Source organism: Microbispora rosea (assembly GCF_044460045.1).
Taxonomy (GTDB): domain Bacteria; phylum Actinomycetota; class Actinomycetes; order Streptosporangiales; family Streptosporangiaceae; genus Microbispora; species Microbispora rosea.
The window spans coordinates 15985-28476 of sequence record NZ_JBITJO010000016.1 but is presented as its reverse complement, the minus strand read 5'-3'; the positions used below and the strand labels follow the sequence as shown (position 1 = coordinate 28476).

The 12492-nt window shown below is 69.0% G+C and carries 14 protein-coding genes and 1 riboswitch; of the genes, 5 read left to right on the top strand and 9 right to left on the bottom strand.

Annotation, left to right across the window (positions count from 1 at the left end):
* Window positions 1-3: 3 nt before the first annotated feature.
* From ACIBK1_RS38330 to ACIBK1_RS38320, 3 genes are all read right to left on the bottom strand, one after another.
* A complete protein-coding gene (locus ACIBK1_RS38330) occupies window positions 4-246 on the bottom strand; it encodes a hypothetical protein (RefSeq protein WP_030509588.1) in 243 nt (80 codons plus the stop codon).
* A gap of 163 nt (window positions 247-409) precedes the next feature.
* Window positions 410-1249 carry an alpha/beta fold hydrolase gene (locus ACIBK1_RS38325; protein ID WP_396740527.1) on the bottom strand — a complete coding sequence of 280 codons (840 nt, stop codon included), beginning with the start codon at window positions 1247-1249 and terminating at the stop codon, window positions 410-412.
* Between the two features lie 17 nt (window positions 1250-1266).
* Window positions 1267-1653, bottom strand: coding sequence for a hypothetical protein (locus ACIBK1_RS38320; RefSeq protein ID WP_030509586.1), 387 nt, complete (start codon window positions 1651-1653; stop codon window positions 1267-1269).
* Window positions 1654-1744: 91 nt separating this feature from the next.
* On the opposite strand from ACIBK1_RS38320, the gene ACIBK1_RS38315 reads away from it, so the two are divergent.
* The 4 genes from ACIBK1_RS38315 (at window position 1745) to ACIBK1_RS38300 (ending at window position 4512) form a co-directional block, all read left to right on the top strand.
* Window positions 1745-2296 (top strand): TetR/AcrR family transcriptional regulator C-terminal domain-containing protein, encoded by a 552-nt coding sequence (locus tag ACIBK1_RS38315; RefSeq protein ID WP_396740524.1) that lies wholly within the window; start codon window positions 1745-1747, stop codon window positions 2294-2296.
* 212 nt (window positions 2297-2508) lie between these two features.
* On the top strand, window positions 2509-2772 hold the full coding sequence (locus ACIBK1_RS38310; protein ID WP_357318673.1) for a hypothetical protein: 264 nt from the start codon (window positions 2509-2511) through the stop codon (window positions 2770-2772).
* 370 nt (window positions 2773-3142) lie between these two features.
* On the top strand, window positions 3143-3736 hold the full coding sequence (locus ACIBK1_RS38305) for a hypothetical protein (protein WP_030509583.1): 594 nt from the start codon (window positions 3143-3145) through the stop codon (window positions 3734-3736).
* 410 nt (window positions 3737-4146) lie between these two features.
* Window positions 4147-4512, top strand: coding sequence for a DUF2750 domain-containing protein (locus tag ACIBK1_RS38300; RefSeq protein ID WP_081903724.1), 366 nt, complete (start codon window positions 4147-4149; stop codon window positions 4510-4512).
* A 644-nt stretch (window positions 4513-5156) separates the two neighbouring features.
* Here ACIBK1_RS38300 and ACIBK1_RS38295 read toward each other — a convergent pair.
* From ACIBK1_RS38295 to ACIBK1_RS38285, 3 genes are all read right to left on the bottom strand, one after another.
* Window positions 5157-6068 carry a coiled-coil domain-containing protein gene (locus tag ACIBK1_RS38295; RefSeq protein ID WP_231513991.1) on the bottom strand — a complete coding sequence of 304 codons (912 nt, stop codon included), beginning with the start codon at window positions 6066-6068 and terminating at the stop codon, window positions 5157-5159.
* Between the two features lie 34 nt (window positions 6069-6102).
* A riboswitch (cyclic di-AMP (ydaO/yuaA leader) is annotated at window positions 6103-6241 on the bottom strand.
* A gap of 70 nt (window positions 6242-6311) precedes the next feature.
* Window positions 6312-7370, bottom strand: coding sequence for a galactose-1-phosphate uridylyltransferase (gene galT, locus ACIBK1_RS38290; RefSeq protein WP_030509581.1), 1059 nt, complete (start codon window positions 7368-7370; stop codon window positions 6312-6314).
* An 89-nt stretch (window positions 7371-7459) separates the two neighbouring features.
* The gene (locus ACIBK1_RS38285) at window positions 7460-8263 is read right to left on the bottom strand and encodes a DeoR/GlpR family DNA-binding transcription regulator (RefSeq protein WP_030509580.1); all 804 of its coding nucleotides are present in this window, start codon (window positions 8261-8263) and stop codon (window positions 7460-7462) included.
* 138 nt (window positions 8264-8401) lie between these two features.
* On the opposite strand from ACIBK1_RS38285, the gene ACIBK1_RS38280 reads away from it, so the two are divergent.
* Window positions 8402-8479, top strand: a complete 78-nt coding sequence (locus ACIBK1_RS38280; protein WP_373320643.1) for a 50S ribosomal protein bL37 — start codon at window positions 8402-8404, stop codon at window positions 8477-8479.
* A 104-nt stretch (window positions 8480-8583) separates the two neighbouring features.
* Here the strand turns inward: ACIBK1_RS38280 and ACIBK1_RS38275 are convergent, their stop codons facing one another.
* The 3 genes from ACIBK1_RS38275 to ACIBK1_RS38265 form a co-directional block, all read right to left on the bottom strand.
* Window positions 8584-9150, bottom strand: a complete 567-nt coding sequence (locus tag ACIBK1_RS38275; RefSeq protein ID WP_030509579.1) for a TIGR03086 family metal-binding protein — start codon at window positions 9148-9150, stop codon at window positions 8584-8586.
* A gap of 87 nt (window positions 9151-9237) precedes the next feature.
* Window positions 9238-10971, bottom strand: coding sequence for an ATP-binding SpoIIE family protein phosphatase (locus ACIBK1_RS38270; protein ID WP_030509578.1), 1734 nt, complete (start codon window positions 10969-10971; stop codon window positions 9238-9240).
* A gap of 162 nt (window positions 10972-11133) precedes the next feature.
* The gene (locus tag ACIBK1_RS38265; RefSeq protein ID WP_030509577.1) at window positions 11134-12492 is read right to left on the bottom strand and encodes a TrpB-like pyridoxal phosphate-dependent enzyme; all 1359 of its coding nucleotides are present in this window, start codon (window positions 12490-12492) and stop codon (window positions 11134-11136) included.

Genomic DNA, 12492 nt, shown 5'->3' with positions numbered 1-12492 from the left:
GAGTCACCCCGCTTTCCGCGCCTGCCGGCGCCCCACCACGCGGACGAGCCGGCGTGACCCTCGGAAAAGGAGCCGGGCGAGGCCGAAGAGGAACGCGACCTCGAACATCAGGGCGCAGATGAGCATGCTCTCGTCGAGGAGCCGCCCGCCGATCCGGCCACTCGTCCAATCACGGACGACAGGCGTGACGACCATGCCCAGTGCATATCCGATCATCACCAGCGCCTCTTGGCGCGCAGCACGCATGAGCCGATCGTAGGGCTGTCGCGTCAGGTGGCGCGCTCCCATGCGGAAGGGCCGGCCTATCTGCTCGCAGGGACTCGCTCCGGCTGCTCGCCGTAGTCAGGCTGGTGCACAGCTCCACCAGGCGGCGAACGCCGTCAGGGGCGCCGGCGATGGCCGCCGCCCGTCATCGCGCGCCGAAGAATTCACGTAGAGCCTGGGCCACGACGAGCGGGGCTCCGTCATCCTCCGGCCCCGAATGCCCGGCCCCCGGCAGCTCGATGCTTCGCGCGCGCGGGAGCACCTCGGACAGTTTCCGGAGCGCGAGACGCAGGTATGCCGCGCTCTTCGTACCGCCGAGGAGCAGCACCCGCGCATCGAGCGCCGCGTAGTCCATTACCGTGTCGGCCATCTCCCTGATCAGCTGCATGTCGAATCGCAGCGTCGGGATGAGCGCCTCGACCGTCACCTCATCGGGGGATCCGTCGCCCTGCAGGCGCGCGCCGATCGTCAGGAGCGGCACGAGGGCGAAGCGGGGGATCCTGGTGAACAACGACGGCCCGGTGTCCAGGCCTTTCATCCCCGTGACCAGCGCGGATACGGATCTCCCCGTAGCGATCTCGCGGTCGAAGCGCGCCAGCCAGTCCGTCGGCACCGAGCCGCCGATCGACAAGGGAGGCTCGTACAGGGCGATCCGCTCAAGGGAGGGCGTGACCAGGGCGGTACGCAGGACGACGAGCGCGCCGGAGCTCAGGCCGAAGACCTGCGACGCGCCGGTCGCCGTGACGAGCGCCCGCAGGTCTTCGACCTCCCGCTGTACGCCGAAGTCGGCGCCGTGAGGGCCGCTCAGCCCACGTCCGCGCCGGTCGGGCACATAGACGGTGAACGAGGTCGACAGAGCGGCGGCGAGCTTCGTGAAGTGCTGCGACGCCAGCATCCCGCCGTGTACGAGGATCAGCCCGGGTCCGTGGCCACTGCGGCGGTAGCCGATCACGGTTCCGTCGGCCGAACGAACGTGTTCGCTCACGGTGCGCGGCGAATCCTTCATCGCGCGCCTGCAGCCCGGACGAACGTGTGCATCGCCCGCTTGCCGGCCTCCACCGCCGCGTTCCCGCGTTCCAGCAGGTCGTGCCGGTAGTCGTCCAGCGCCGAGACCAGGTCCTGCAGGTCGGGATGCCGGCCGTCGATCAACTCCAGTGCCGGTTCCCGGGCGTCCTCCCGGCCCGGCGTGGTCGCCGCCGGATGGTCCGGCGGTACGAGCAGCACCCACCTCACGTAGCTCTCGCTGCGGGGCATGGGCAGGCCGGGAACGAGTTCGGCGGCGGCTTCGCGGGGTTCCCTGCCGAACCGCATCCTTCCCGGCATCAGCGTGATCCCCGGTCCCTTGACCATCGTGCCGAGCCCCGCCCCGATCACCAGGACACGTGTCATCGTGCTCCTCCATGACTAGGTGAACAGCGTTCACGTGTACATTGTTCACGTCATTGGGGAAGGACTGTCAACCCCGATTCAGGAGGACGCGATGGGGCAGCGGAGCACCCAAGTGCTGCAGGCGGCGATCGAGCTGCTCGACGAAGTAGGCCTGGACGCTCTCACCATGCGGCTGCTGGCGAGCCGGCTCGGGGTGCGAGCGAGTGCCCTGTACCGGCATTACCCCAGCAAGCAGGCCCTGCTGGACGCGATGGTCACGCACCTGGTCGGCTCGGCGGACGACGTCGTTCCGCTCTCCGGCACCTCCTGGGACGAGCTGTTGCGCGACGTGGCGTCCGGCGTGCGCGAGGTCATGCTGGCCCACCGCGACGGCGCCCGCCTCATAGCCGGCTTCCACCACCCCGGTGCCGAGGCCGTCGCCACTTTCGAGCGCCTCATCGCCGCTCTGATCGCCGCGGGTGTTCCCGCCGACACGGCCACCATCGCCGTGGACACCGTCCTGGCCTACGTCAACGGCTACGCGATCGAGGAACAGGCCCGCAAGACCGGAGCCGACGGCTGGCCCAGGGAGCGCCGGGACCGCGCCTTCCACGACGGCCTCGAATTGATCATCGCCGGTGCCCGGGGAACTCTGTCGTCCTGACGCCGGCTTCGGCCGCGTCGCCCCGCCACCCGTCGGCTGCACATCACTTCTCACGGGTGCGGATATCGCCGGTGCCGCCGGTTGCGAGCCACGCTCCGTGCAGGCCCTGGCCTGATCACGGCTCAACTGCGACCCTGGTGTCCAGGCTGACTTGAGAGGATTCCATTGGTCCGCAGCATCGAGCCCCTGCCCTTAACCCTCACTTCCGCGCCGTGACCGAGAAGAGGGGACGAGACGACTCCGACGACTTCTCGGGGGTCAGCCTCGGCGGCATGGCCCTCGTCGTGACCGTCATGGCCCTGAGACACCCTTGGCAGTCGCTCAAGGAACTGCTCAGGGTGGTCCGTCGTCTTGGCCGCTGGGCGCTCCGGCTCGTAATGGCCCCTGCCGGGCTGGTGGCCGCGATCGTGTTCACACGTCAAAGGGATCGACGCCCCACCTTCGAGGACTACCTGCACGGCCGCGACGAGGAATGAGCCCACCTGTGCCCGGATCGCCTGGTACGGCAACCGGCGAAGGCACTGGACGCCCCGGGGGGAGCCCGCCCGCGTGACCGCGGGAGTGGGGCGGAAGGCTCAGTACATCGAGATCTGATCAGCCCGTGATCGTGACCTGGGGCAACTCTAGAACCACCGGGATGACCTGGCCCTGGTTGTCTCGGTGGTTATCAGCGTTTCGCGGCTGATCACGGTGTCATGTGCCCTCGTTGTGCCCTCACGGATCCCAAGGACGAGCGCCGGACCGACAACGCCGGTACGTCAGTCTCAGGAGACGGGCGGGCGTCGATGTCCATACCGTAGACACGTATGTGACCGTGGCGAAGCCGTGCTACGCCATGATGATCATGTGATCGATCACTACCGCGCTCTCTTCGAGCGCCACCAGTGGCTCAAGGACAGTCTTTGCTGGACTGTGGTGCAGCCCCTCGACGAGGGGATCACGCTGGATGACCTTCTGTGGCGGCTGAACGGGGGCCACGACCCGGAAGAACGCACCATGGACTACCCCATGGAGGTAGCCATGAACGAGGACCTTACCTTGCTGTACGTCTTCGAAGGCGACGGCGCGTACGGATTCCTGGAATGCAGGTATGGAGACCCCCTATCAGAGGAACTCCTCTCCAAACTCAGTGAGGACGCGCGCGTGTGGACCACGTCATGGCAATTCAACGGCACATCGACGATCGCCTACGCGGGCGGAGGCAGGGTCCGGGCGCGGATCCGGAACTACGTCCTCGGCGACCAGGTCGAAGAAGAGACCGCGCCGGGCGTCTTCACGGGCTTCCACGCCATGCTTGACGACCTGGATGGTCAGGACTTCGACGGCAAACGCAGCGCCGCGTTCGCATTTATCGAGGCGGCCGCCGGGGTCGGCGTCGAAAGCGACCGGTTGGACGGCGAAGAGAAGTCTGTGATCGTTCTCGACACTCCTGCTATCTAGGGCGTGTATCGAAAGTGGATCTTGAGGCAAGATGATCTTGCTTCGTTGTGTGGAGATCTGATCCACCCTTGATCGTGACCTGGCAAAACATCCGAACCACCGTGATGACCTGGCGTTGGTCGTCTCGGTGGCTCTCGGCATTTCGCGGCCGATCACGGTGTCATGTGCCCTGGCTGTGCCCTCTGGTTCGCTCAGTCGCCTCGGCTATCAGCTTGGGAATCGGCTAGTGATCTACCCTCTCTGAGCTGGGAACAGGGGGGTGCTGCTCAGCGGCGGTCGAGTCCCCGTGACTGCCCGTCAGTCCCCGCTGATCGCCGTTCAATCTGGCACGCGCCCCAGGTGTGCGAGCCAGCGGGCGTAAGATCGCGAGTCGAACACCGATTAAGGAGAGCGGATCGAGGGGAACCTTGATGAGTGCAAGCGGAGCCCAGGCGTCGGCGTTTTTCCGCGAAGTTGCTCAACACCGTACCTTGTGGTGGGTTCGCGATGATCAGGGCAGCCCGACGCCCCCATCGGACTTCGGTAGGCCGGCATTTCCGTACTGGTCGTCGGAGGCCCGAGCGCAGCGCGCGGTCGCATTGTGGGGTTCGCAGTTCCGTGTCATGTCAATGCCGCTGGACCATTGGCGGAATGCGGCTTTGCCTGACCTCGCCAAGGACGACTTCCGGGTCGGGATCAACTGGAGCGGACAGCGGCTGACTGGTTGGGACTTCACTGTCGATGAGGTGCTGAATCGGCTGGCTCATGCGCTTGGCGAGCCACCGTACGAGCGATAGGGGTCTACGCGGCGACGGAGGTGCAACCCCGGCCGGACTCCCCCAGCCCCCGATAGCTGCCCACATTCGCGACTGCCGCCCCGGGTTCTGTCAACTGGTGCTTCGCGTGTACATGTTCCCGGTGACCTTCCGCGCGCGCTGGTCGTCCTACCTGCACAGCGCCGGTTGACAGGTTCCGGGTGCCGCGAATACTCGGGCAGCGGGGGCGGGGGGACCCTGCACCCTTCCAGCTCAGCCAGCTACGGCCGAAGTCGGAACGGCCGTTCTTCCCCCGAAGCCGGGAGCGCGCCCGCCGGAGGCATCACCACGTGCGGCCTGGCACCAGGTCGGCACTTCCAGCTCAGCCTGACGCCCCTGTGAGCGGACTTGTACTGTCGCCTGGCGGCCCATCGACTCGTCCGCGCCAGCCGTCCGGCGTTCTTTGCGCGCTGTCCGCCGGGAGCGCCAGCGGGAGGCGGCGGCGTGCGCCGTGACGGCGGCGCGTGCGGCCCGGTTAGGGCCGCCTTGATGCCCTCCAGCGAGGATCTGATGCGTGCGGCCATCGGGAGCGCCTGGGCCAAGGGGCCGGCAGACGGCTTAAGTGCCCTCAATGTGCCCTGACCCGTCCTGCCGGGATCGAACATGCAGGTAGACGGCTTGCGGGCCTAGTACATCGAGATGTGCACGTGGTCGTAGTGGTTGGCGGTGATCCCGCCGCGGTCGGACATGGTCCGCCAGCCCGGATGGCCGAGGTTGTAGATGCGCTGCTGCCAGATCACGTACATCACGCCGAGTTTCGGCCCGTTCTTGATGGCCCAGGCGGCCAGGCTGTCGCCGAGGGCCTTCATCTCGGGGGAGGGCATGGCGCCGCCCGAGCTCATCATGAAGTCGCAGGCGCGCCCGAGGGGATGCTCACCGCTGTTCTCCGCCCGGTAGCAGCCCACCGGAAACTGCAGGGTGAAGTGGCTTTCGACCTCGCCGCGCATGAATCTCATCCGGGGCGTGATGTTGTCGGTGCCGCTGGGGAGCTCGGGCGCCCACGACCCGCCCGCGCGCTTTCCCGGCGCGATCGGGATCAGCGCGTCGAGCTTGTCCTTGATCTCGTCGATCAGATCCTCGGCGTCCTCGCGCTGACCGGCGACCTCGGCGGCCTGCGCCTTGAGCTGCGCGGTCAGCGTCTTGGCGGCGTCCGCGGCCCGTTGCCGCTCGTCGCGGACCAGGTCGAAGTGCGCGAGCCTGGCGGCCTGCTCCTCTTTGAGCTGGTAGTTGAGCGCGGCGGTGTTCATGTCGGGCAGCGCCATCGCGCTCTCGGTCTGGTAGCGCAGCCCGGCCATCTGCCGTACGGCGTCGCTGGCGGCCTTGTAGTCGGCCTCGGCCTTGGCCAGCCGGCCGCGGGCCGCCTTCTCCTCCACGCCGGCCTTGGCGAGGGCGACGCGTTTGGCGTTGTAGTCGCCGATCAGCCGGTCGACCTTCTTCCGCAGGTCCGCCAGCTCCTTCTTGAGCTGTTTCTCCGTCGGTTTGGGATCGGCCACACCCGGCGCCGCCGTGCCGAACACGAGGACGGCGGAGGCGAGCACGCCGACAGCCAGGGGGAACGCGCGGGGCAGAGCCCACTCCTCTCCATCTGCCGACCGGGTTAGCTGACGGGTTCGGGCTGGAGAAGCCCGGGCAGGTCACTGCCTTGACCCCAGGTGCGTGATTGGGTCCCCGGCTCCCGGGCGGGGCGCCCGGGATTAGGCGTACCGGTTGTGACGGCCGGTGTCAGGGATACTAGTGGTAAAGAAACGGTGACTGCCACCAAAGCCGCAACCAACCGGAGATCAAGCCGTTATCGCCTCGCGTAGCATCCGGGCGGCCTCCTCCGGCAGCACGTCGTTGACGAACGCGCCCATGGCCGACTCCGATCCGGCCAGGTACTTCAGCTTGTTCGGCGCGCGCCGGATCGTGAAGAGCTGCAGGTGGAGGTAGGCGAGGTCGCGCCGGTAGGAGACGGGGGCCTGGTGCCAGGCCGCGACGTACGGCATGACGACGCCGAACAGCCCGTCCAGCCGGCGCAGCACCTCGATGTAGAGCGGCGCGAACGCGGCCCGCTCCTCGGGCGACAGCGCCGGGATGTCGGGCACCCGGCGGTGCGGGTAGACGTGCACCTCGAACGGGTAGCGCGCGGCGGCCGGGACGAAGGCCGTCCAATGCTCGTTGGCGGCCACCACCCGGGGGCCCCTCCGCTCGGCGGCCAGGACGTCCGCGAACAGGTTGCCGCCCTGGTGGCGGGCGGCGGCGTCCAGCATCTGCCGGGTACGCGGCGTGACGTACGGATAGGCGTAGATCTGCCCGTGGGGGTGCGGCAGCGTGATGCCGATCTCGGCGCCGCGGTTCTCGAAGCAGAAGACCTGCTCCACGCCGGGCAGCGCGGACAGCTCCGCCGTGCGGTCGGCCCACGCCTCGACGACCAGCTCGGCCTGCGCGTCGCTCAGCGAGCTGAACGACGCGTCGTGGTCGGAGGTGAAGCAGACCACCTCGCACCGCCCGATCCCCGGCCGCACCTCGCTCAGCCCGCCCACCTGCTCGTACGCGCCGGTGTTGAAGCTGAACGACGGGAAGCGGTTCTCGAACACCGCCACCTCGTACGGCGAGGGGATCTCCGAGCCGGGATGGCCCGGGCAGAGCGGGCACTCCGCCGCGGACGGCAGGTGCGTGCGCGTCTGGCGATGCCGGGCGACGGCCACCCACTCGTCCATCAGGGGGTCGTAGCGCAGCTCGGAGGCGAGCGGGCGCGGCGGCAGGTCCCTGGTGTCGACGGCGCTGTGGTCGGCGTCGTCGCGCCGGTCGAAATAGATGAGCTCACGGCCGTCGGCGAGATGGGTGATGGTGCGCTTCACAGAGCGGTCTCCAGCTTCACGGTGCGGTGTCCCGGGTCAGAGCGGGCTTACAGGGGTCCGGGGACAGGCGGCCTTCCAGAGGTCCGGCGTCACAGCGCGGTCTCCATCTCGGTTTCCCCGGAGGGGTCGGCGAGGAGGAGCTCGCCGGCGTGCTCCGACAGTGCGGCGCGCGCCTCCTCCGGCAGGCCGACGTCGCTCACGACCACGCCGGCCTCGTCAAGGGCGGCGATCGTGCTGATGCCGATCGTCCCCCACTTGGTGTGGTCGGCCAGGACCACGAGCTGCTGGGCGGCCGCGATGAGGGCGCGGTCGGTCTCCGCCTCCAGCAGGTTGGGCGTGGTGTAACCAGCCCGGACGCTCATGCCGTGCACGCCGAGCATGAGCGTGTCGACGTTCAGGGAGCGGACGGCCGCCACGGCCACCGGGCCGACCAGCGCGTCGGACGGCGTGCGCACGCCGCCCACCAGCACCACGGTCTGGTCGGGCCGTCCCGCCCGGTGGAAGACGTCGGCCACCTGCACCGAGTTGGTGATCACGGTCAGCTCGGGCACGTCCACCAGATGGTGGGCCAGTGTCCAGGTCGTGGTCCCGGCAGAGAGGGCGACGGAGCTGCCCGGCCGTACGAGCATGGCGGCCCGGCGGGCGATGGCCTCCTTCTCGGCCTGCTGCCGCACCGACTTGGCAGCGAAGCCCGGCTCCTCGGTCGAGCCGGCGCCGGTGGCGGTAGCCCCGCCGTGCACCTTGACGATCAGGCCCCGCTCCGCGAGGACCTCCAGGTCGCGGCGGATCGTCATGTCCGAGACCCCGAGATCGCGTACGAGCTGCGCGACGCGCACCCCGCCGGTTCTGCGTACCCTCTCCAGGATCGCCTGCTGCCGTTGCTGGGCCAGCATTCACCACTCCTGTCAACAGATTCAAACAAATTATGCCCCACGTACGTGGGTACGTGTTGAGTTGGGGTCCGCCCCTTGCCGCCTGTGGGCCGGGGGAGGACAGTGAGCGAAAGCCATACTCGACGGAAGGCGGTCGTGATGGGTAGACGCGCACGCAAGTCGAAGGCACGCAAGAAGAAGAAGGCCAACCACGGCAGGCGGCCCACAGGGCGTTAGCCCTAGCGGGTGGGCTGTGCGATAGCCCTCGTGGGTAAGGCTGCCCACTAGCCCTGTGTGCCGGTCTGTGCGATAGACGGAGCCGGTAGGTCCCGGGGCAGGGCCTAAGGGTTCCTGCCCCAGGCGGCGAGCAGATGAGTCTGCTGGTCGGCGTCGGCCGGGAGGCCTTGCTCGTCCCCGAACACCCCCGCCTCTCGGTAGTCCTCCCGTGCCTTCTCGAACCATTCCGAGCAGGAGGCGACCAGTGCGGGGTCGAGCCGTTCCGGCCCGCCGATGGCACGTGCCAGGTCCCAGGTGTGGATCAGTACGTCCGCGAACAGCTCGGTGATGTACTCCTCGCCCTGCACGTCGCCGAACGACAGGTGGGTCACGCTGGTCAGGGCGCCCTCGGCGTACACCGCCTGGACGGCGCCCTGCGCGGACGCCTCGAACGCCTTGAGCGGGTCGTCGCCGAGCACGTCGCCCTCGAAGGCGTCACCCACCTCGGCGACCGTACGGCCGGACAGCAGCTCGGGGGCCCACAGGTTCTCGGCCACGACGTGGTTGACGAGCCCGCGGACGTCCCAGTCGACACAGGGAGTCGGCAGCTCCCACTGTCCCCGGCGGACGAGATGGAGGCGGTCCCCGAAACCGTCCAGCGCCCTGCGGTACGCGTCACGGATGTCGATCATGTCCCCTCCTCGCCACGAACTCCCCATTCGAACGTAACTCTTCTCAACGATCAGTCATACACGCTCGCTGGGGAGGGAACGCCCGGGTCAAGGGAGGTGCTGCTCGACCCAGACGATCTTTCCGTACGGGGTGGGCCTGGTGCCCCAGCGGTAGGCGAACCGCTTGATCAGCTGGAGACCGCGGCCGGTGTCCTCGTCCGGGGTGGCCGTGCGCGGGGTGGGCGCGGCGGGGGAGCCGTCGACGACTTCGACCACCAGGGTGCGGCCGCGCAGCAAGCGCAGCTCGATCGGCGGCCAGCCGTGTTTGAGTGCGTTGGTGACCAGTTCGCTCACGATGAGCTGGGTGCTGTCCACCAGGCCGCTCAGTCCCCACCTGTGCAAGGTGCTGCGGACGAAGCGGCGGGCGTGCGAGACGAACCGCGGGTCGGACGGCAGCGGGCAGGTCGCCACCTCGTCCGGGTCGAGGTCGCGGACCCGGGCCACCATCAGGGCGATGTCGTCACGCTCGTGACCCGACCGCTGGCTGCTGATGATCACGTCGCACATGTCCTCCAGGTCCTCGACCGGACCGGCGAGCAGACGGCGCAGCCCCATGATCCCGGCGTCCAGGTCCCGCTCCCGGCTCTCCACGAGGCCGTCGGTGTAGAGGGCGAGCACGCTCCCGGGCGGCAGGATCATCTCGCGCGATTCCAGCGGGTCGCTGCCGATGCCGAGAGGCAGGCCGGAGGGCAGGTCGATGATCTCGGTCGACCGGTCGGGGTGCAGGAGTATCGGCGGCACGTGGCCGGCACGGGCGAGCGCGCAATTGCGCGTCACCGGGTCGTAGACGGCGTAGATGCACGTCGCGATCTGGCTGGGGTCGAGGTCCTGGCTCATCAGGTTGAGCCGGAACAGCACCTCGTCGGGCGGCAGGTCGAGGCTCGCGAGCGTACGCGCGGCCGTGCGGAGCTGGCCCATGGTCGCCGCGGCCCTGGTTCCGTGGCCCATGACGTCGCCCACCACCAGGGCCGTACGGCACCCGGGCAGGGCGATCACGTCGTACCAGTCGCCCCCGACGCCCATCAGGTCGCTGGCCGGCAGGTAACGGGTGGCGATGTCCATGCCGAGCGCCTGCGGCAGCTCGACGGGCAGCAGGCTGCTCTGCAGGGTCAGCGCGGTCCTGCGCTCCCTGGTGTACAGCCGGGCGTTGTCGATGCACACGGCGGTGCGGGCGGCCAGGTCCTCGGCCACCACCACGTCCTGCTCCTCGAACGACCGGCTGCCCGGGTGCCTGGTGAAGATCACACAGCCCAGGACCCGTCCCCGCGCCCGCAGAGGCACCACGAGGAACGACGAGTCGGTCAGAAGCGCGGCGACCGCCTCCTCCCGGTCCATGCTGGCGCCGATCAGCCGGGCGCTCTCCTTGTCGAGCGCCGGGTACATCAGCGGTTTGCCGCCTGCCATGCATTGGGCCTGGGGGAGGATCGCCGGATAGATCGTCGCCTCGCCGACGGGGAACGCCTGCACCCAGGCGTCCGGGTCGGCGCCGGCCACGCCCAGGGCGACCCTGCGTACGAGGGTGGTGCCGTCCACCGGCCTGGACGACAACTCGCCGTCCGCCGTGAGGCGGTCCTGCACCATCACGGCCGCAGCGTCGGCGAAGCGGGGGACCGCCACGTCGACGAGCTCCCGGCTCGTCTCGGATAAGTCGAGCGTGCTGCCGATCCGCCGGCTCGCCTCGTTCAGGAAGGCCAGCCGCTCGTGCGCGGACGCGGCGCTGCTGCGGCGCCACTGCGCCCGGTTTCCCGGGGCGGGGTCCTTGATGACGCAGTTCCGGTTCAACGAATTCTCCGGAGAGAGCGGATGGTGTTCCAGAATCGTATGGAGGTGATACCGCGCATTTCAGCCGTTTGACATGAGTGCTCCGGTCGGTATGACAAAGCGATGGCGCAGCCGTACCCGCCGGTCAAGGGACGAAACGGATATCCGTGAGCATGCGTCACATCAGACGGCGGGCAGATGCGCGAGGGCCGCGTCGATGCGCTCCTGCGGGAGCGTGAAATCCTCCAGGCGCCCGGCGAGACGGCTCTCGTAGGCGGGCAGGTCGAAGTGGCCGTGCCCGCACAGGGACATCACGATGACCTTCTCCTCTCCCGACTCCGCGCACCGCAGCGCCTCCGCGATCGTCGCGGCCACCGCGTGGGAGGGCTCGGGGGCCGGCACGATCCCCTCGGCCCTGGCGAAGCGGATGCCCGCGTCGAAGCACTCGGTCTGCGTGACGGCCACGGCCTCCACCAGGCCCAGCTCGTACACATGCGAGAGCAGCGGCGACATGCCGTGGTAGCGCAGCCCGCCGGCGTGGATCGGGTCGGGCACGAACGTGTGCCCCAGCGTGTGCATCTTCATCAGCGGCGTGAACCCGGCCGTGTCGCCGAAGTCGTACGCGTAGGCGCCTCGCGTCAGGGACGGGCAGGCGGCGGGCTCGACGCTCCGCAGCACGGGGTCCATGCGCCCCGCGAGCTTCTCGCGCAGGAACGGGAAGGCCAGCCCGGCGAAGTTGGAGCCGCCGCCGGTGCAGCCGATCACCACGTCCGGAGTCTCACCGAGGATCGCCAGCTGCTCCAGTGCCTCCTCGCCGATCACGGTCTGGTGCAGCAGGACGTGGTTGAGCACCGAGCCGAGGGCGTATCGCGTGTCGTCGTGCTGACCGGCGACCTCGACCGCCTCGCTGATCGCGATGCCCAGCGACCCCGTGCAGTGGGGGTCCTCCGCCAGGATCCTGCTGCCCGCCGTGGTCACCGCCGACGGGCTGGCGTGCAGGGTCGCGCCGTAGATCTTCATCAGCGTGCGGCGGTAGGGCTTCTGGTCGTACGACGCCCGGACCATCCAGACCTCGCAGGCCAGGCCGTACTGGGCGCAGGCGAACGCCAGGGCGGAGCCCCACTGGCCCGCGCCGGTCTCGGTGGTCAGCCTGCGTACGTCCTCCCGCGCGTTGTAGTACGCCTGGGGAACCGCGGTGTTGGGCTTGTGCGAGCCCGACGGGCTGCCGCCCTCGTACTTGTAGTAGATCCGCGCCGGTGTGCCGAGGGCGCGCTCGAGGCGCCGGGCGCGGATGAGGGGCGTCGGCCGCCAGAGGCGGTAGACGTCGAGGACGCCGTCAGGGACGGGGACGAACCGCTCACCCGACACCTCCTGCTCGATCAGCGCCGCAGGGAAGAGCGGGGCGAGATCGTCGGGGCCGACCGGCTGCAGCGTCGCCGGGTGGAGCACCGGCGGGGGAGGCGCGGGCAGGTCGGGGACGACGTTGTACCAGTTCCGGGGAATCCGGGACTCGTCGAGAAGGACCCTGGTCGGCTCGCCCAT

What these genes read in the sequence shown, in the direction of transcription:
- ACIBK1_RS38330 (WP_030509588.1), bottom strand. Translation starts at nt 246, where the DNA reads ATGCGTGCTGCGCGCCAAGAGGCGCTGGTGATGATCGGATATGCACTG.
- ACIBK1_RS38320 (WP_030509586.1), bottom strand. Translation starts at nt 1,653, where the DNA reads ATGACACGTGTCCTGGTGATCGGGGCGGGGCTCGGCACGATGGTCAAG.
- ACIBK1_RS38315 (WP_396740524.1), top strand. Translation starts at nt 1,745, where the DNA reads ATGGGGCAGCGGAGCACCCAAGTGCTGCAGGCGGCGATCGAGCTGCTC.
- ACIBK1_RS38300 (WP_081903724.1), top strand. Translation starts at nt 4,147, where the DNA reads ATGAGTGCAAGCGGAGCCCAGGCGTCGGCGTTTTTCCGCGAAGTTGCT.
- ACIBK1_RS38285 (WP_030509580.1), bottom strand. Translation starts at nt 8,263, where the DNA reads ATGCTGGCCCAGCAACGGCAGCAGGCGATCCTGGAGAGGGTACGCAGA.
- ACIBK1_RS38280 (WP_373320643.1), top strand. Translation starts at nt 8,402, where the DNA reads ATGGGTAGACGCGCACGCAAGTCGAAGGCACGCAAGAAGAAGAAGGCC.
- ACIBK1_RS38275 (WP_030509579.1), bottom strand. Translation starts at nt 9,150, where the DNA reads ATGATCGACATCCGTGACGCGTACCGCAGGGCGCTGGACGGTTTCGGG.
- ACIBK1_RS38265 (WP_030509577.1), bottom strand. Translation starts at nt 12,492, where the DNA reads ATGGGCGAGCCGACCAGGGTCCTTCTCGACGAGTCCCGGATTCCCCGG.